The sequence below is a fragment of the Bradyrhizobium sp. S69 genome (assembly GCF_009766005.1).
Taxonomy (GTDB): Bacteria; Pseudomonadota; Alphaproteobacteria; order Rhizobiales; family Xanthobacteraceae; genus Bradyrhizobium.
This window is the reverse complement of the sequence record NZ_LMUK01000047.1, coordinates 60,883-78,789: the sequence shown is the minus strand read 5'-3', so window position 1 is coordinate 78,789 and position 17,907 is coordinate 60,883. Positions and strand designations below refer to the sequence as shown.

At 60.7% G+C, this 17,907-nt stretch carries 16 protein-coding genes and 1 pseudogene; 9 read left to right on the top strand and 8 right to left on the bottom strand.

The window, feature by feature from the left end; translation table 11 throughout:
* Positions 1-17 precede the first annotated feature (17 nt).
* Both GSQ88_RS28155 and GSQ88_RS28150 read right to left on the bottom strand, forming a co-directional pair.
* Positions 18-1,949, bottom strand: a complete 1,932-nt coding sequence (locus tag GSQ88_RS28155) for a long-chain fatty acid--CoA ligase (RefSeq protein WP_159011060.1) — start codon at positions 1,947-1,949, stop codon at positions 18-20.
* On the bottom strand, positions 1,946-2,767 hold the full coding sequence (locus tag GSQ88_RS28150) for an ABC transporter ATP-binding protein (RefSeq protein WP_159011059.1): 822 nt from the start codon (positions 2,765-2,767) through the stop codon (positions 1,946-1,948). The genes GSQ88_RS28155 and GSQ88_RS28150 overlap by 4 nt, the downstream gene beginning before the upstream one ends.
* A gap of 329 nt (positions 2,768-3,096) precedes the next feature.
* Here GSQ88_RS28150 and GSQ88_RS28145 point away from each other — a divergent pair, with 329 nt between their 5' ends.
* Positions 3,097-3,771 (top strand): Crp/Fnr family transcriptional regulator, encoded by a 675-nt coding sequence (locus GSQ88_RS28145; RefSeq protein ID WP_159011058.1) that lies wholly within the window; start codon positions 3,097-3,099, stop codon positions 3,769-3,771.
* A 242-nt stretch (positions 3,772-4,013) separates the two neighbouring features.
* Here GSQ88_RS28145 and GSQ88_RS28140 read toward each other — a convergent pair whose 3' ends face one another.
* The 4 genes and pseudogenes from GSQ88_RS28140 to GSQ88_RS28125 all read right to left on the bottom strand — a co-directional run bounded on the left by GSQ88_RS28140 (position 4,014) and on the right by GSQ88_RS28125 (position 8,660).
* On the bottom strand, positions 4,014-5,750 hold the full coding sequence (locus GSQ88_RS28140; protein WP_159011057.1) for a hypothetical protein: 1,737 nt from the start codon (positions 5,748-5,750) through the stop codon (positions 4,014-4,016).
* Positions 5,751-6,068: 318 nt separating this feature from the next.
* On the bottom strand, positions 6,069-7,046 hold the full coding sequence (locus GSQ88_RS28135) for a GDP-L-fucose synthase family protein (RefSeq protein WP_283810707.1): 978 nt from the start codon (positions 7,044-7,046) through the stop codon (positions 6,069-6,071).
* A 367-nt stretch (positions 7,047-7,413) separates the two neighbouring features.
* Positions 7,414-7,980, bottom strand: a pseudogene (locus GSQ88_RS28130) (uroporphyrinogen-III synthase); the annotation flags it as partial.
* A 161-nt stretch (positions 7,981-8,141) separates the two neighbouring features.
* Positions 8,142-8,660, bottom strand: a complete 519-nt coding sequence (locus tag GSQ88_RS28125; protein WP_159011056.1) for a winged helix-turn-helix transcriptional regulator — start codon at positions 8,658-8,660, stop codon at positions 8,142-8,144.
* A 56-nt stretch (positions 8,661-8,716) separates the two neighbouring features.
* Here GSQ88_RS28125 and GSQ88_RS28120 point away from each other — a divergent pair, with 56 nt between their 5' ends.
* Complete coding sequence (locus GSQ88_RS28120) at positions 8,717-9,193, top strand: nuclear transport factor 2 family protein (RefSeq protein WP_159011055.1); 477 nt, start codon at positions 8,717-8,719, stop codon at positions 9,191-9,193.
* A gap of 185 nt (positions 9,194-9,378) precedes the next feature.
* Here the strand turns inward: GSQ88_RS28120 and GSQ88_RS28115 are convergent, their stop codons facing one another.
* Positions 9,379-10,224 carry a uroporphyrinogen-III synthase gene (locus GSQ88_RS28115; RefSeq protein ID WP_159011054.1) on the bottom strand — a complete coding sequence of 282 codons (846 nt, stop codon included), beginning with the start codon at positions 10,222-10,224 and terminating at the stop codon, positions 9,379-9,381.
* A gap of 153 nt (positions 10,225-10,377) precedes the next feature.
* Here GSQ88_RS28115 and purU point away from each other — a divergent pair, with 153 nt between their 5' ends.
* The gene (gene purU / locus GSQ88_RS28110) at positions 10,378-11,241 is read left to right on the top strand and encodes a formyltetrahydrofolate deformylase (protein WP_159011053.1); all 864 of its coding nucleotides are present in this window, start codon (positions 10,378-10,380) and stop codon (positions 11,239-11,241) included.
* Positions 11,242-11,261: 20 nt separating this feature from the next.
* Here the strand turns inward: purU and GSQ88_RS28105 are convergent, their stop codons facing one another.
* Entirely contained in the window at positions 11,262-11,576 is a 315-nt protein-coding gene (locus GSQ88_RS28105; RefSeq protein ID WP_246785065.1) for a hypothetical protein, read from the bottom strand.
* Between the two features lie 372 nt (positions 11,577-11,948).
* Between GSQ88_RS28105 and GSQ88_RS28100 the strand changes: the two genes are divergently transcribed.
* The 6 genes from GSQ88_RS28100 to GSQ88_RS28075 form a co-directional block, all read left to right on the top strand.
* Positions 11,949-13,127, top strand: a complete 1,179-nt coding sequence (locus GSQ88_RS28100) for an ABC transporter substrate-binding protein (protein WP_159011052.1) — start codon at positions 11,949-11,951, stop codon at positions 13,125-13,127.
* 219 nt (positions 13,128-13,346) lie between these two features.
* Positions 13,347-14,216, top strand: a complete 870-nt coding sequence (locus GSQ88_RS28095; RefSeq protein ID WP_159011051.1) for a branched-chain amino acid ABC transporter permease — start codon at positions 13,347-13,349, stop codon at positions 14,214-14,216.
* 8 nt (positions 14,217-14,224) lie between these two features.
* A complete protein-coding gene (locus GSQ88_RS28090; protein ID WP_159011050.1) occupies positions 14,225-15,259 on the top strand; it encodes a branched-chain amino acid ABC transporter permease in 1,035 nt (344 codons plus the stop codon).
* Positions 15,256-16,008 carry an ABC transporter ATP-binding protein gene (locus GSQ88_RS28085; RefSeq protein ID WP_159011049.1) on the top strand — a complete coding sequence of 251 codons (753 nt, stop codon included), beginning with the start codon at positions 15,256-15,258 and terminating at the stop codon, positions 16,006-16,008. Before GSQ88_RS28090 ends, GSQ88_RS28085 begins: the two co-directional genes overlap by 4 nt.
* Positions 16,001-16,711, top strand: coding sequence for an ABC transporter ATP-binding protein (locus tag GSQ88_RS28080; protein ID WP_159011048.1), 711 nt, complete (start codon positions 16,001-16,003; stop codon positions 16,709-16,711). Before GSQ88_RS28085 ends, GSQ88_RS28080 begins: the two co-directional genes overlap by 8 nt.
* A gap of 99 nt (positions 16,712-16,810) precedes the next feature.
* Positions 16,811-17,907, top strand: a 1,097-nt coding sequence (locus GSQ88_RS28075) for a cobalamin-independent methionine synthase II family protein (RefSeq protein WP_159011106.1), incomplete at its 3' end; no start/stop codon positions are given.

Here is a 17,907-nt window from a genome sequence, read left to right as displayed (position 1 = left end):
ACGATAGTGGCTAATGCTCATTCCGCTGCCTCCATCGCGACGACCTCGTGCGTCAGATCGACCACCGCCAGTGTCGTGCGGATGCGTTGCGTAGTGCCGTCCTGGAAGCGGATCACGGTGTCGATGGGGATGTCGCGCTTGCCGCCATAGATCGCGTCGATGATGCCGGCGTACTTTTCGTTGATGACGCTGCGCCGGACTTTTCGGGTGCGGGTGAGCTCGCCGTCGTCGGCGTCGAGTTCCTTGTACAGCAGCAGGAAGCGGGAAATGCGCTGCGCGGGCGGTAGGGTGGCGTTGACGGTTTCGACTTCCTTGCGCAGCAGCGCATAGACTTCGGGCCGCGAGGCCAGATCAGTGTAGGTGGTGAACGAGATCCGTTTCTTCTCCGCCCATTTCGAGATGATCGAATAACGGATGCAGATCATCGCCGCGAGCGCGTCGCGGCCGGCGCCGAGCACCACGGTCTCGGCGATGTAGGGCGAGAATTTGAGCTTGTTCTCGATGTATTGCGGCGAGAATCGTTCGCCGCGGGCGGTCTCCGCCAGATCCTTGATGCGGTCGATCACCACAAGCTGCTTGTTCGCGTTGAAATAGCCGGCGTCGCCGGACTGCATCCAGCCGTCCTTGATGTCGGCGGCAGAGGCCTCCGGGTTCTTGTAGTAGCCGAGAAACATGTTGGGGTGGCGCACCATGATTTCGCCGACGCCATGGACGTCGGGGTTGTCGATCCGGATCTCGATGCTGTCGGCCATCGGCACGCCCGTGGTATCGGGATCGACCTCGCCGTCGGGATGCAGGGTGTACGCGCCGAGCAGTTCGGTCTGGCCGTAGAGTGTGCGCAGCGGCACCCCCATCGCCTGGAAGAACTTGAACGTTTCAGGCCCGAGTGCCGCTCCGCCGGTGGCCGCCGACCGCAGCCGGCTAAAGCCGAGCCGGTCGCGCAGCGCGCGAAATAGCAGCGCGTCGGCGATCACGGAATGCTTGCCTTGCGCCAGCGCCGACAGCCCGGTCTTCATGCCGAGCGCATAGAGGCTTTGCTTGAGGGGGGATGAATCCATGACGCCCGCGCGCACGTCGGCGGCGATCGATTCCCACACCCGTGGCGCGAACAGCACAAATGTCGGCGCAATCTCGCGGAAATCGTTCATCATGGTGTCGGATTGCTCGACGAAGTTGACCTTCATCCGGCACAGCAGGCCTTTGCCGAGCACATAGACCTGTTCCATGATCCAGGGCAGCGGCAGCACCGAAACATATTCGTCGTCCGGGCCCTTGGGATCGAAGGCGAGATAGGTCGCGCAATGCCGCAACACCCGGCCTGCCGCCAGCATCGCCAGTTTCGGATTGGCGGTGGTGCCCGAGGTGGTGCAGAGAATGGCGACATCATCGCCTTTGGTCGCATCCACCAGCCGGTCGTAGAGGCCCGCCTCGCGCGCGGCGCGGGCGCGCCCCATTTCGGCGAGCTTGTCGGCCGGCATCAGGCGGGGATCGTCATATTTCCGCAATCCCCGCGGATCGGAATAGACGATGTGTTTGAGATCAGGCACGCGTTCGGCCAGGTTCAGCAGCTTGTCGACCTGTTCTTCGTCTTCGGCGAACACCAGTTTGGCTGCGCCGTAGTTCAGCAGGTAAGCGGCTTCCTCGTCGAGCACGTCACGATAGAGCCCAAGGCTCATGGCGCCGATCGCGTGGGCGGCGATCTCGGCCGATACCCAGTCCGGCCGGTTGTCGCCGATGATGCCGATGACGTCGCCGCGGCCGAGACCAAGTTCGACCATGCCGAGCGCGAAGTCGTGCACCCGCGCCTGGTAGTCGCTCCAGGTGAACGGGCGCCACAGCCCAAAGTCCTTTTCGCGCAGGGCGATCTCGCTGCCATGTTCCAAGGCGTTGAGGCGCAGCAGTTTTGGGTAGGTGTCAGCCTGCGTGGCGCGACCGGCGTAATCCATCATGCCGCGCTCTCCCTGGGCGCTGGCACATCGTCGGGATCGACCAGGACCTCGTCCTCTTCGCCGAGATAAGCGCGCTTGACGTGGGGATCGGCCAGCACCGAAGCCGGGTCGCCTTCCGCGATCTTGCGGCCGAAATCCAGCACCATGACCCGGTGCGAGATGTCCATCACCACGCCCATATCGTGCTCGATCATGACGACGGTCATGCCGTATTCTTCGTTGAGATCGACGATGTAGCGCGCCATGTCCTCTTTTTCCTCGAAGTTCATGCCGGCCATCGGTTCGTCGAGCAGGATCAGTTGCGGCTCCAGCGCCATCGCGCGCGCCAGTTCGACGCGCTTGCGCAGGCCGTACGGCAGCGTGCCCGCGGTGGCCTTACGCACCGACTGCAAATCTAGGAAATCGATGATCTCCTCGACCTTGTGGCGGTGTTCCAGCTCTTCGCGCCGCGCACCGGTAAGCCAGTACAGCGATCCCGTGATGAAATTGTTCTTCAGGAGGTGATGTCGCCCGACCATGATGTTGTCGAGCACGCTCATATGATGAAACAGCGCGAGGTTCTGGAAGGTGCGGCCGATGCCGAGCCGGGGCCGCGCATTGGGATTGAGTGCGGTGATGTCGCGGCCGCCATAAAACAACTGACCTTCGGTCGGCCGGTAGCGTCCCGAGATGCAGTTGACGATTGAGGTCTTGCCGGCGCCATTGGGGCCGATGATCGAGAACAATTCGCCCGACCTGACGCCAAAACTGACGTCGGTGAGTGCGCGCACGCCCCCAAAGCGCAGCGATACCCCTCGCACCTCTAACGCGTCCGCCACTCAAGTCCTCCCTGGAAACGGCGCTTTGGCGCGCTCTTATCCTTAGGTTTCAATGCCGATCGGCCACCGATCCTATATCGATCGGGCCCGGTAAGCCATTCTACTAACGGCGTTTTGCAGCGCAGATCGCTTCTGGCCACAGATCCCCGTGATTGTCCGGCGCTGAGCCGGGCAAGGTCGACTTCATTAGGGCAAACGGATAGTTTGAAATGTCTCTTGCCTGACATTTCGTTGCGCAATTCACCAAAAAGGGCGCCTCGTCGCGCCCCGATGAGAGGGGTCAGGTCGGTCGTCCTTACGCGCGTCGGCGGCAGGCGGTCAAAGACATCATGGTGACGGCTGATCATTTGAGGCGGATCGCGGCATGGTCGCGCGAATTAAATGAGCGGGAGATCGAACGCGCACGTGCCGGCGTCGTCGAAAAGACCTTCAAGGCCAACGAATTCATCTGCATGCGCGGCGACCACTTTGAATACTGGATCGGCGTGGTCACCGGCCTGGTCAGGATTGGTTCGGTATCGCGTGACGGCAAGGCCGTCAGCTACACGGGTCTGACGGCCGGCGCGTGGTTCGGCGAGGGCACCGTGCTCAAGAACGAAGCCCGGCGATACGATGTGGAGGCACTGCGCGATACACGTCTGGCGATCCTGGATCGTACTACCTTCTTTTGGCTGTTCGAAAATAGCGTCGTGTTCAACCGCTTCCTGGTGCGGTCGCTGAACGAGCGTCTCGGCCAGTTCATTGCCCTGCTTGAATATGGCCGGATGCTGGATGCGACCGCGCGCCTCGCGCGCTCGATCGCGTCGCTGTTCAACCCGATCCTGTATCCGGACGTGACTCGGCATCTGGAGATCACGCAGGAGGAAATCGGCGCGATCTCCGGCATCTCCCGGCAAAATGCCAATCGATGCCTCAAAACGCTGGAGCAGCAAGGTCTGTTGCGACTTGAGTACGGCGGGGTGACGGTTGTCGATCTCGAACGGCTGCGCCGTTACGGGGATTGAAGGGACCGAGTTTTGGCTGAAACTGCTTCCCGAGCAATTGCGATCACGTCGCGAAATATCGAATTGCCGGGACATGTACGAGCAACCGTGACGGAACGAAGCTGACCGGCGCGGGCGCCGTCGAGAATCCATCAGCGGGAGTTCCACCGGTTGCTAGATCCACTTTCCGACAGCCGAACACGCGGCGGCCAAATAGGCGGCTATTTCTTCTTTCACAGAGCCGCATCGATCGGCCGTGGTGCTTATTTTTTCGAAAGGTAGTTTGGGGTAGCAACTGTGCTGGCTAGACCGTTGAGATGAACGGCGTCGTTGTAAGTGCCGCCATTGGCGGTGACAGTCCAATTTCCTCCGTCTCGACTCCAGAGGCTATAAGTCCGACCGTCCCAAATCAAATTGGCTCCAGTCACAGTGGACCTCAAGGCCGTGTCGTGATCGGTTATGATGAATTTAACGGATGCGAGATCGATAGCCTTCGCACGCTTCATAAAGGGCAGCACTTCTGGTTGCCCCATAGTGCTTCGATATGGGTCGATATAAAGTGGAACCGAAGCGAGGTAGAAAACCGCCCACTGATTGGCAGCTTCTTCTCGAACCGACAGCACCGTCGGGGTCGTACCTATCAAGGCAGCCAAAGCTACCGCTTCTCTATAACCCTTTTGATTAAGGGCGTTTGTTCTCAGTTTGGTCTCAAGGAGTGCAGATGTTGCAATTATCGACAGCGTAGCGAAGATCGCGGCAGCGGGAAATATCGGCTGAAAGGAGATCGAATACCTCCGACTTGCAAACCCCAAGCCGGCTCGGGCTCCAGCTACGGTAAAGAAACTGAAAATCCAAAAATTGACGCTGGCGATCTTGTAGACGCCGTACAAATATTTCTCGACGAGCAAAAAATATAAAACGAGCCCGGTCACGCCGAAGAGAGCGAGAACAGCACCCCATCGTTTTTGTTCAAACCAAACGCCCAGCGCCACGAGTACGGCAAGAGCCAAAACAAAAATGAGAAGTGCGCCAACCCAACTGTGATGAAGAAACTCTCCTCGCATTAGCCAGTTTGCGAGATTTCCGTCTCCGGGCCTGACCCCCGCCTGTGTGCCGATCGAATATTGCAACTTCAAAAACGACAGCAAGGAAACCGCGCCAGGCCAAGTTAGGGCGGCCGTTACAGGGGTCACGATACAGAGGCCCCTGGTCGCGCGGAGCAGAACCAGTCGCAGGTTCTGTCCCGGTATCACGATGAAGCTTGCTGCCGCTAGCAGACCAAAAACGGCCATTTCGACATAGGCTAGGATTGACGCTGCGAACAGAATTGCGATGGCTGCTGCCGAACCTGCAACATTTTCTCCGCGGCCTGCTTTCACGGCCAAGGCTGCAACCAATGGAAGCAGCGGTAGTAGAAGCATTTGGTCAAAATTCGCGTAGGTCACGACAAGGAGCGGAACGCCGAATCCAGCGAAAAGAGTAAACCAAACGGCTGACCTAAACTCACCGAATACAGTAACCGCGAAAGCAATCAGCGCGCTGCAATTTGCGAACAGCACCAGCAAACAATAGAGCGAAATGACCTCGGCAGCTGACGTGCCTAGTCCGTTTGCGAGCAGCGAAAGTAGAGCCGACGATGCATTTCGGCCATTCATTAACAGCGAACCGTATTGATCGAGCGGACTTAAGCCGCCTTCAACACCTCGCGCGAAATGTGAGAAATAGTCTGCCGCAGCTATGTAGTTCCAAGCGTCTTGGCAGATCGAGCTCGCGTAAATTCCAAGTCCGTAGTGGAATGTCGACGGCATCGCGGCGGCTGCCAGAACAAAAGCAACGAACCAGCAGAAAGCATGTCGTCGTTTTTGATGAATTTCGGTAGAAATCTGGCGTTTGACGGACAGACGTAAAACTATCCCCAGCATAGCCAGTAGGAAAGTTGCGATCCAAACCAGGGTGGACAGACGCTGCAGAGGAATCGCGGCCCAGGCCGCGCCGGACATTATGATAACCCAAAGCGCGAGCGTTACGGCCGGCCCGGCGAAAGCAGAGGATTCCCATCGATGGCGACCCAAGCCCAGGAGGTGAAGGACTGCATATCCGGGCCAAACGATCAAGCTAAAGGCGGTCAAACTAAGCAAGACAGAAAGCGCCGGTTGGAACAGGAAGCTATGGATCAAATCTCACATCCCCAGAGTCTATCAGACGAAGGTGTCGATGAGGGCCAAAGTAATTCAGCCTGAGCGGCTGTATCGGCTGTCGTCGATAGTAGCGGCCTGTTCGCGCTATCTCAATCCCCGATGCCGCCCTCGGTCGCGCGCCTAGGCAACCGCTGCGTTCGTGATTGTACTGTGACGACCTCCGCCTTGGAGGAAGTCCTGGTACGCTTCTGCCAAGCCCGATGCGAGGGAAGTTCGCGGCTGCCAGCCCATCGTCCGAATTCGCGAACAGTCCAGAAGCTTGCGTGGCGATCCGTCAGGCTTGGTTGCGTCAAAATCGAGACTGCCGCGATATCCAACGATCTGAGCGATCGTCTTGGCGAGGTCACCAATCGAGACTTCGTGACCGGTCCCTACGTTAATCGTCTGGTCCTGTGAGTAGTGGCGAAGCAAGAAAATACAAGCGTCGGCCAGGTCATTCACGCTCATGAATTCGCGCAACGGGGCGCCGGTTCCCCACACCGTCACAGATGGTGCATTTGCAATCTTGGCCTCGTGGAACCGCCGCAGCAGCGCGGCCGGGACATGACCATGATCGGGATGATAGTTATCGCCAGGACCGTAGAGATTTGTCGGCATCGCAGAAATGAAATCGTCGCCGTATTGACGACGGTGAGCTTCGCACATCTTTACGCCCGCGATTTTTGCGATCGCATACCATTGGTTCGTCGGTTCCAAGGCACCGGTCAATAGTTCATCTTCATGGATCGGTTGCTTTGCGAATCTGGGATAAATGCAGGACGATCCCAGAAACAGCAACCGGTCTACTTTGATAGCGTGGCTGGCCCGGATCACATTGAGTCCTACTGAGAGATTATCGCAGAGGAAATCGACCGGATAACTATTATTGGCCTGAATACCACCTACCCGGGCCGCCGCATGCACCACGACATCAGGGTGTTCCTTTTCGAACCATCGCAGGGTTTGCTCTTCCTTCGATAGGTCCAGATCTTTTCGCTCAACCGTTAGTAACGTGCAATTCTCTTGAGCTAGCCTCCGAACGATGGCGGAGCCGGCCATTCCCTTGTGGCCAGCGACAAAGACTCTTTTCCCGCCAATCTCATATTCAAATGGAACCATGCTAATGCTCCCGGTACTGAAATGACCGATTCAAAGCGGTTTGCCTCCGATGAACGGGCCTCTCGACTAGTCTAGCCGAAGATCAGGTCTCGGCTACGCACGACCTATGCGGGGGCTTGATAGGCAACAACTGCCTTTTGGCTTTAACCTAACCGATCAGCCTTACCGAGCACGTCGGACAGCGCGGCAAATGCGGTACACCAAACAACGAAGCCGCCAATCGGTGTATGACCAGTCAGCCTGGAATCCGGGCGCCGGCGCGCCCCGGGTAATATGAAAGCTGAAACCCGATCGATGGAAGCAGATAATCGAGTGTAGGCGAGGGCTATTGCGCGGGGGCAATCACGCCCGGCCCTCGTGGTCTTGATCAGCCTGCTGCTGCCGATCGCGGTGCCGTCTTGCCCAGTGCTGTCGCCATCGCCGAGATCAGTGGCTTCATGAAATAGGCGCCCTCGGCCGGCGCGATATCGGTGCGAAGGCCGTACGACCTGAGTTCGTCAGAAACGACCGGCCCGACTGAGGCGATCGGCGGGCGCGTCAGCCCTTCGCGCAGCCGTGCCTCGCAATCGTGGGCCTGGGCGACCTCGATCAGGCGGCGCACCTGGCCGGAACTGGTCAACGCGCGACCTTACGCCATTTCATCGATCGCGGTGACGATGTTGGCGTCGGCCGCCTGCGCGTCATAGACATAAGGCAAGACGGTATCGACTGCCTCACCCTGCGCCGTGAGGGCCCCGATCAGCACGCTGTGATCCCTCGCCGGATAGAGCTGCAGGCCGAGGCGATGCCCGGCCAGATCGAGCCGCGACAGCATCGCGGCGATGCGCTCGGGGGTCGGTTTTTCCGTCGTGATTTGCGGCTCCAGTCCGAGCTCGCACAGCGCCCGGGCGGGGTTCGGCCCGCGGGCGAATTCTCGTTCTTTGCCGAGTGCTGCGTCGAGAGCCTGGTTCTGATTCCATCAGAACCAGAAATGCTCTAGCCGTCATTCCGGAACACGCCTGTTGGCGTGGGCCGGGAATCGAGACTCCCTATGGCAATGTTTGAAGACGAACATCCACGCAGGCTCTTCGAGCGGCCCCGGAATCAGGACGGCGTTTATGCAACGGGCTTCCGGGGCATCGCCGCGCGAAGCCGCTTTGCCACAAGCATCGTACCCGGTTTTGTGGCTCCGCCGGGGCCGGGAATGGGTTTGACCGTGTCCGCCGAAATTACTTCCGCGCATGCGGAGCACGTGACCTTTGGCTCAAACCGGTGTCCGCAAGACGTGTGGACGAACAATATGGGGCTTCCCTCCCGCGGTCGCGCCCAGCGGTCGCCCCATGCCGTGAGGGCAAGAATGGCGGGGACCAGATCACGTCCGGCCTCGGTTAAACGATAAGCGTATCGGACTGGCCGTTGTTGATAGGCCACACGTTCGATGACGCCGTTCGTAACCAAGGACTTGAGCCGCCTGGTCAGAAGGTTGCGCGATATGCCGAGGTCTTCGACCAGTTCATCGAAGCGCGTGATGTCCAGAAATAGATCGCGAATGATGAGCGGCGACCACCAATCGCCAATCATGTCGAGGCCGCGGGCCAACGAGCATCGCATCTGAGCAAAACTGGTTCTTTCCATCACTTGATCATATCAAGTTGCATTATTGAACTCAATAAAATATATTAGTTCAATGATTGAACTATATCGAGGAAAATATGTATCACTCGATTGTAGAGAAGCGCGTTCAGGCCTTGTTTGACGCAGTCAATCGCGGCGACGCCGAGCCGGTGCTGCGGGCGTTTGCCCAACGCTTCGAGCATTGCTTCCTCGGCGAGAACCACGCCCTGAGCGGATCCAGGCACACGCTGGCCGCGACCCGTGGATGGTATCAGCGTCTCTACCGGCTCTTGCCGGATATCAGGTTTGAGGTACGGCGTATCTGGGTGAGCGGCAGCCCGTGGAACACCACGGTCGTTATTGAGTGGAAGGAGACCAACTCCGGAACAGACGGGGTTCGAACCTCGAATTACGGGATTCATTTCCTGCATCTGCGCTGGGGGCGCGCCACAGAACTGATCATTTGCCCAGACACGGTCGGATTGAAAGCCACTTTGGATCGCTTGGCGATCGCCGGCAATTCCGAAGCCCATGCCGCACCGATCGTGGATTAACTCTCTCACGCATGACGCCAAAACCGGGCGCCGCGGATCGCCCAGCACGGCGCCATCAAGGCGGACATCCGCCGACCAAGAACGTTTTCAAGCGACGGACGGCAGGTGGTTGCGATCAGGCCACTGCTACCCAAGCCGTCGAAGCGCGAGTGCAGCCGTACCCCGGGGTTCAGTGTCCCGGAATATCAGGCCTTTGTCGCAGCCCGCGGCGGCGTCTTGGCCAGCGCGGTCGCCATCGCCGAGATCAGCGGCTTCATGAAATAGGCGCCCTCCGCCGGCGAGATATCGGTGCGCAGGCCGCGCGATCTCAATTCGTCCGACACCACCGGACCGACCGAGGCGATCGGTGTCCGCGCCAGCCCCTCGCGCAGCCGCGCTTCGCAACGGTGGGCCTGGGCGACCTCGATCAGGCGGCGCACCTGGCCGGAACTGGTCAGCGCGATGGCGTCGATGCGGCCTTGCGCCATTTCATCGATCGCGATGACGATGTTGGCGTCGGCGGCCTGCGCGTCGTAAACATAAGGCAAGACGGTATCGACTGCCGCGCCCTGCGCCGTGATGGCCCCGATCAGGATGCTGTGATCCCTGTCCGGATAGAGCTGCAGGCCGAGGCGATGCCCGGCCAGATCGAGCCGCGACAGCATCTCGGCGATGCCCTCGGAGGTCGGCTTTTCCGTCGTCATTTGCGGCTCCAGTCCGAGCTCGCGCAGCGCCCGGCCGGGTTTCGGTCCGCGGGCGAATTTTCGCGCTTTGCCGAGTGCTGCGATGAAATCTTTCTCGACGTCCAGCCGGCGGACGACCTTCATCAGCCGCCGCAGCCCTTCGCCGGTCATCAGCACCAGATCGTCGCAAGGACGTTCGATGAAACGACGGATCCAGGCCTCGACCAGCGCTGCATCCGGCGCGTCGTGGATGGTGAACATCGGGCATTGCAGTACGTCCGCGCCCTGCTCGGCGAGCAGGCGCGAGAATTGCGCTTCCTCGCGCGTTTCCAGGATGAGGATGCGATAGCCGTTCAGTCTGTCGCTCATGATTTGGCCGCCAACACCGTGCCCTGACGCCGATCGCGACAGGTTTGTTCATCATGATCCCTCGCCCGGGATTGGCGCAAGGGTGCGAGCGGTGTTAGACGGAGGCCGAAAATTCATCGTTCCACGCATCCGCTCAAGCCTTGGTCAATCCGCATGCCCGATCATCAATTCGTCCTGACCCTGTCCTGTCCCGATCGTCCGGGCATCGTTTCCGCGGTGTCGACCTTCCTGGCCCATAATGGCCAGAACATCCTCGACGCGCAGCAGTTCACCGATGTCGAGACCGGCCATTTCTTCATGCGGGTGGTGTTCAACGCCGCCGATCTCGCGGTCAATCTCGCTTCCCTGCAAACCGGCTTCACCGCGATCGCGGAACGTTTCGGCATGCAATGGCAGATGCGCGATCGCGCCACGCGCCGCCGTGTCATGCTCCTGGTCTCGAAATCCGATCACTGTCTCGCCGACATCCTATATCGCTGGCGCACCGGCGAACTCGAGATGATCCCGACCGCCATCGTCTCCAACCATCCGCGCGAGAGCTACGAGGGTCTCGATTTCGGCGAGATCCCGTTTCACTTCCTTCCCGTCACCAAGGAGACCAAACGCGAGCAGGAAAACGCGATCTGGGAGCTGGTCGGCGAGACCAACACCGATCTCGTGGTGCTGGCGCGCTACATGCAAATCCTGTCGGACGAAATGTCGGCGCGGCTGTCCGGGCGCTGTATCAACATCCACCACTCGTTCCTGCCGGGCTTCAAGGGCGCGCGGCCGTATCACCAGGCGCATGAACGCGGCGTCAAGCTGATCGGCGCCACCGCTCACTACGTCACCAGCGCACTCGACGAAGGCCCGATCATCGACCAGGACGTCGAGCGCATCAGCCATCGCGACACGCCCGATGATCTCGTCCGCAAGGGACGCGATATCGAACGCCGCGTGCTGGCGCGCGCGGTGCGCCACCATCTGGAGGATCGCGTGATCCTCAACGGCCGCAAGACCGTGGTGTTCATGGATTGAGGCGCTTGGCTGATTGGCGCCTAGTGAACCGCGTTGAGTCCAGACGATGAGACCGACGCCGATGAGCTCGACGCGGACGAGGCCGGCGCGGTAGTCGCATCGCCTTTCGGTGGCGCCTGCTCGAAGCGCTTGCGCTCCCGATCCTTCATGTACTCGTCATATTTCGCGGTGCCGGGCCTCGGCGGCGCGTCCGCTGGCAGGCCGCCGGCCCACTGCGGGACGTAATCGCCCATACCGTCGGCGAGCTTCTCGTTGATGGTTCCGCAGCCACCCAGGCTGCACGCGGGGAGCATGACAGCAAGCAGGACGGCGAGGTGACGACGGCTGATGGGCATCTTGCGAAACGGGTGACCTTGGCGGACGTGGTCGCGACCATGTGCCTTCGACCGTTTTGATGCGGTGCGGCACAGCTGACGGTAAGTCCAACCAGAATGTGGTAAAATTGCAAGCTGTCGCCGAATAACGCCATTTAAGGTATTATAATACTCCATCTGTTTCTGACGGGACGGAACGGAAACAACACGAAACAAACATGACGGGATAGATAGAACGTCTCGGCGAAGTGGATTGCGCCCATCGTCGTGATTGACAACGCCGCGCGGCTGGGACGCCATGCCGCGCCATACGCGGCCAAATAAACTGGCTATGGTGCGCCAGGGCCGGGGGCTCGGTTCGAAGCACAAAACCGATCAAGGGGGAGGGTGTTGATGTCCATTGGAAAAATGTTGTCGCCGGCTGCAATCGGCGTTGCCGTTGCGGGTTTGCTCGCAATAACGCCGGTGCGGGCGCAGGAGAGCGTCAAGATCGGCCTGATCCTGCCGATGACCGGCGGGCAGGCCTCGACCGGCAAGCAGATCGACAATGCGATCAAGCTCTACATGCAGCAGAATGGCGACACCGTCGCCGGCAAGAAAATCGAAGTCATCCTGAAGGACGACGGGGCGCTGCCCGACAACACCAAGCGGCTCGCGCAGGAATTGATCGTCAACGACAAGGTCAGTTTCATCGCCGGCTTCGGCGTCACGCCGGCGGCACTGGCCGCCGCACCGCTGGCCACCCAGGGCAAGATCCCGGAAATCGTCATGGCCGCCGGCACCTCGATCATCACCGAGCGTTCGCCCTATATCGTCCGCACTTCATTTACGCTGGCGCAGTCGTCCACCATCATCGGCGACTGGGCCGTCAAGAACGGCATCAAGAAGGTCGCCACGCTGACCTCCGACTATGCCCCCGGCAATGACGCGCTGGCCTCATTCAAGGAGCATTTTACGGCCGGCGGCGGCGAAATCGTCGAAGAGGTCAAGGTTCCCTTGGCCAATCCCGACTTCGCGCCGTTCCTGCAGCGGATGAAGGACGCCAAGCCCGACGCCATGTTCGTGTTCGTGCCGGCGGGCCAGGGCGGCAATTTCATGAAGCAATATGCCGAGCGCGGCCTCGACAAATCGGGCATCAAGGTAATCGGGCCGGGCGACGTTATGGACGACGATCTGCTCAACGGCATGGGCGATGCAGCCCTCGGCGCCGTCACCGCGCACATCTACTCCGCGGCGCATCCGTCCCAGATCAACAAGGATTTCGTCGCCGCCTACAAGAAGGCGTATGGTTCGCGCCCCGGCTTCATGGCGGTCAGCGGCTATGACGGCATCCACTTGATCTACGAGGCGCTGAAGAAGACCGGCGGCAAGACCGACGGGGATGCGCTGATCGAAGCCATGAAGGGCATGAAGTGGGAAAGTCCGCGCGGCCCGATCTCGATCGATCCGGAAACCCGCGACATCGTTCAGAACGTCTACATCCGCAAGGTCGAGAAGGTCGCCGGCGAACTCTATAATGTCGAGTTCCAGACCTTCGAGGCCGTGAAGGATTCGGGCAAGACGAAGAAGTGAGCCGTCGACCACCATTCGTGTGTTCGACGCACTCGCCCCAACTCGTCATGCCCGGCTTTGTGCCGGGCATCCACGTCTTTCTTCCTTGATGTAAGTAAGACGTGGATGGCCGGGACATAGGCGAGCGGAAGCGACGCCGTCCTTGACGGCTATGCCCGGCCATGACGATGTAGCTTGTAGCTTCTTACGTGCCGCCATGTTCCGAGCCGATCAGCACCCATGACCGCATTCTTCACCATCCTGTTCGACGGCGTCGCCTACGGCATGTTGCTGTTCGTGCTGGCGTGCGGGCTCGCGGTCACGCTCGGGTTGATGAATTTCGTCAATCTCGCTCACGGCGCGTTTGCGATGGCGGGCGGATATGTCTGCGCCGTTCTCGTCAACCAGTCCGGCTGGCCGTTCTTTGCCGCGCTGCCGCTGGCCTTTGTCGCAAGCGCATTGATCGGCGTCGTGTTCGAACGCGCGCTCTACCGCCATCTCTACAGCCGCAGCCATCTCGACCAGGTGTTGTTCTCGATCGGCCTCGTCTTCATGTCGGTGGCGGCGGTGGATTACATCATGGGGTCGTCGCGGATCTTCATCAAGCTTCCGGCCGTGCTGGAGGGACAGATCGATTTCTTCGGCGTCGGCATCGGCCGCTACCGGCTGATGATCATCGTGATCTGCGGCCTGCTGACCGCCGGATTGCAGCTGGTGCTGGCGCGCACCAGATTTGGCTCGAGGCTTCGCGCCGCGGTCGACGATCCGCGCGCAGCCTCCGGGCTCGGCATCAATGTGCCGCAGGTGTTCGCCTTCACCTTTGCGTTCGGCTGCGGCCTCGCCGGTTTGGGCGGTGCGCTCAGCGCCGAGATCCTCGGGCTCGACCCGTATTTTCCGCTGAAATTCATGATCTACTTTCTGATCGTGGTGACGGTGGGCGGCTCCTCCAGCATCACGGGGCCGTTCCTCGCCGCACTTCTGCTCGGCATCAGCGACGTCGCCGGCAAATATTACGTGCCCAAAATGGGGCCGTTCGTGATCTATACGATCATGATCGTGATCCTGATCTGGCGCCCCAACGGCCTGTTCGGCCGCTCCGCTTCGCGTTGAGCCAGTCGATGAAGAAGCCAGCCTACAACGTCGGATTTCATGCCAGACAACAAGCGCGGTGGCGCTGGAGCGAGATCGCGTTCTGGCTGCTGGTGTTCGGCTGCGCGTTGGTATTTCCCTCGCGCTATCTGATCATGACTGAGATCGTTCGGCTGGCGTTGTTTGCGCTGTCGCTCGATCTCATTCTCGGCTACGCCGGCATCGTCTCATTGGGCCATGCGGCGTTCTTCGGCGTCGGCGCCTATGGCGCCGGCCTGTTGGCCGTGCACGGCATACTGACCGAGCCGATCGTTGCGCTCGTCGCCGCCGGCCTTGTCGCCGCCGTGCTCGGCTTTCTCACCAGCTTTCTGGTGATCCGCGGCGCCGACCTGACCCGGCTGATGGTGACGCTGGGGATCGCGCTGCTGTTGGAAGCGCTGGCGGAGCGGTTTTCCAATATCACCGGTGGCACCGACGGGCTGCAGGGCATCGAGATGCAGCCGATCCTGGGGCTGTTCGCATTCGACATGTTCGGCAAGACCGGCTTGTTCTACTCCCTCGCCGTGCTGTTCGTGCTGTTTCTTTTGGCGCGCCGGATCGTGTATTCGCCGTTCGGCCTGTCGCTGCGCGCGATCCGCAACAATCCGCTGCGGGCGTCCGCGATCGGCATTCCGGTCAACCGGCGCCTGATCGCGATCTATACCATCGCGGCGTTCTATGCCGGGGTCGCCGGCGCGCTGTTCACCCAGACTACGGCGTTGGCCTCGCTTGACGTGTTTGCATTCGAGCGCTCCGCCGATTTGATGCTGGTGCTGGTGATCGGCGGTACCGGCTATCTCTATGGCGGCCTGATCGGCGCCGTGGTGTTTCGGATGTTGCAGGAGGTGTTTTCGTCGATCACGCCGCAATACTGGCAGTTCTGGATCGGCCTCGTGCTGGTCGTGATCGTGCTGGTCGGCCGGCCGCGGCTGCATCGCTGGGTGTTGTGGGGGCCGAACCTTCTCATCGCGCAGTTCAGCGGCCGCAAGGCTGTCGCTGCCGTCGGCGAAAGTGACGCGCCATGAGCTTCGCGCTGGAAACAAAAGGGCTGCAAAAGCAATTCGGTGGCTTGAAGGTGACGCGCGATCTGTCGCTTGCGATCGAGCAGGGCGCCCGGCACGCGGTGATCGGCCCGAACGGCGCCGGCAAGACCACCGTGATCAACCTGTTGACCGGCGTGCTAAAGCCCAATGCGGGGCGCATCCTGCTGGAAGGCCGTGATATCACCGATCTGCCGGTGCATTCGCGGGTGCTGCGCGGGTTGTCGCGCACGTTCCAGATTAACCAGCTCTATGCCGATTTGACGCCGCTTGAGACCATCGGCCTTGTGGTGTCGGAACGATCAGGCCGCGGTGGCGACTGGTGGCGCCGGATGGGCACGCGCGAGGACGTCAATGGCGAGATCGCGGAGAATCTGTCGCGCTTTCATCTGCTCGACGTCATGAATGAGCCGACCGCGACGCTGCCTTATGGCAAGCAGCGCCTGCTGGAGATTGCGGTTGCGATTGCCAGCAAGCCGCGCGTGCTGTTGCTCGACGAGCCCGCCGCCGGTGTGCCCGAAGGTGAGCGCCACGACATCCTGGCCGCGGTCGCGGCGCTGCCGCGTGACGTCACGGTGCTCTTGATCGAGCACGACATGGACCTGGTGTTTTCGTTCGCCGACCGCATTTCCGTGCTGGTCGGAGGCGCGCTGCTAGTCGAGGGAGCGCCCGGCGAGGTTGCGCGCGATCCGAGGGTCAAGGCGGTCTATCTCGGCGAGGCCGCCGATGTCTGATTTTCTCGCCATCGAGGGTCTGCGCGCCGGATATGGCGAGGCCGTGGTGCTGCCCGGCCTGTCACTGCGACTGGCGGAGGGACAGGTGCTGGCGCTGTTGGGCCGCAACGGCACCGGCAAGACCACGCTGATCAATTCGATCGTTGGTGTCACCCGCCGGTTCGGTGGGACCATCGCGGTCGGTGGCCGCGATATCACGCCGCTGCGGCCGGACCAGCGGGCGCGGGCCGGCATCGGCTGGGTGCCCCAGGAGCGCAACATCTTTCGTTCGTTGACGGTGGAAGAAAACATGACCGCGGTGGCGCAGCCGGGACATTGGACGGTGGCAAAAGTCTACGAGATGTTCCCTCGGCTAGAAGAGCGCCGCGGCAATTTCGGCAACCAATTGTCCGGCGGCGAGCAGCAGATGCTGGCGATCGGTCGTGCGCTCACGCTCAATCCAAAGGTGCTGCTGCTGGATGAGCCGACCGAGGGACTGGCGCCGATCATCGTCGACGAGCTGCTGAAGGCACTCGGCACCATCACCCGGTCCGGCGGCATCTGCTCGATTATTGTCGAGCAGAATGCCCAAAAGATTCTCAATCTGGCCGATCGCGCCGTGATATTGGAACGCGGCGCGATCGTCCACGACGCGGATAGCCGCGCGTTGAAGGCTGATCCCGCGGCGCTCGAGCGCCATCTCGGCGTTGCCGGAAAGTCCTGACGGTGCCAACGTCATTTGCGGGTTACGTCGCTTTCACTCGCCATGACGAACCCAAGATGCTGTAATCTGAACGACAACCGATTTTTTGGAGTTGCGACCATGCAAAGAACAAAAGCCCCGTTCCGCGCCGACGAGGTCGGCAGCCTGCTGCGGCCGCCGCGCATCAAGGAAGCGCGCGCCCGGCTGGCGAAGGGCGAGATTTCGGCCGACGATCTGCGCAAGGCCGAGGACCTGGAGATCGAAAAGGTCGTGCACAAGCAGGCCTCCGCCGGCCTGAAGCTTGCGACGGATGGCGAGTTCCGCCGCTCGTGGTGGCATTTCGATTTTCTCAGCCACCTGATCGGTTGCGAATTGTTCCACCCCGATGAAGGCATTCAATTCGCCGGCGTCCAGACCCGGCACGAAGCCATCCGCGTGGTCGGCAAACTGGATTTCCCGGCCGATCATCCGATGCTCGAGCATTTCAAATTCCTGAAAAAACAATGCGACACGGCGCATGTCACGGCCAAGATGACGATCCCGTCGCCCGCGGTGCTGCACTTCCGCGGCGGTCGCAAGCTGATCTCGCAAGCGGTCTATCCCGATCTGGAGGAATTTTATCTCGATCTCGGCAAGACCTACCGCAAGGCCGTGCAGGCGTTCTACGACGCCGGCTGCCGCTATCTGCAGTTCGACGACACGGTGTGGGCCTATCTCTGCTCGCAGGAAGAACTGCAAAAATCGCGCGCCCGCGGCGACAATCCCGATGGCTTGCAGGAAATCTACGCGCGCATCATCAATTATGCGATCGCCGAGCGGCCGGCCGACATGGTGATCACGACCCATGTCTGCCGCGGCAATTTCCGCTCGACCTGGATTTCGTCCGGCGGCTATGAGCCGGTGGCCGAAACCATGCTGGCCGGCACCAATTACGACGGCTATTTCCTGGAATATGATTCCGACCGCGCCGGCGGTTTCGAGCCGTTACGCTATCTGCCGAAGGGGAACAAAATCGTAGTGGTCGGCGTCATTACCTCCAAAACCGGCGCGCTTGAAAAAAAGGACGACATCAAGCGCCGGCTGGAGGAAGCCGCCCGATTTGCGCCGCTCGATCAGCTCGCGCTGTCGCCGCAATGCGGTTTTGCCTCCACCGAGGAGGGCAACATCCTGACCGAGGAAGAGCAGTGGGCGAAACTACGGCTGGCGGTCGAGATCGC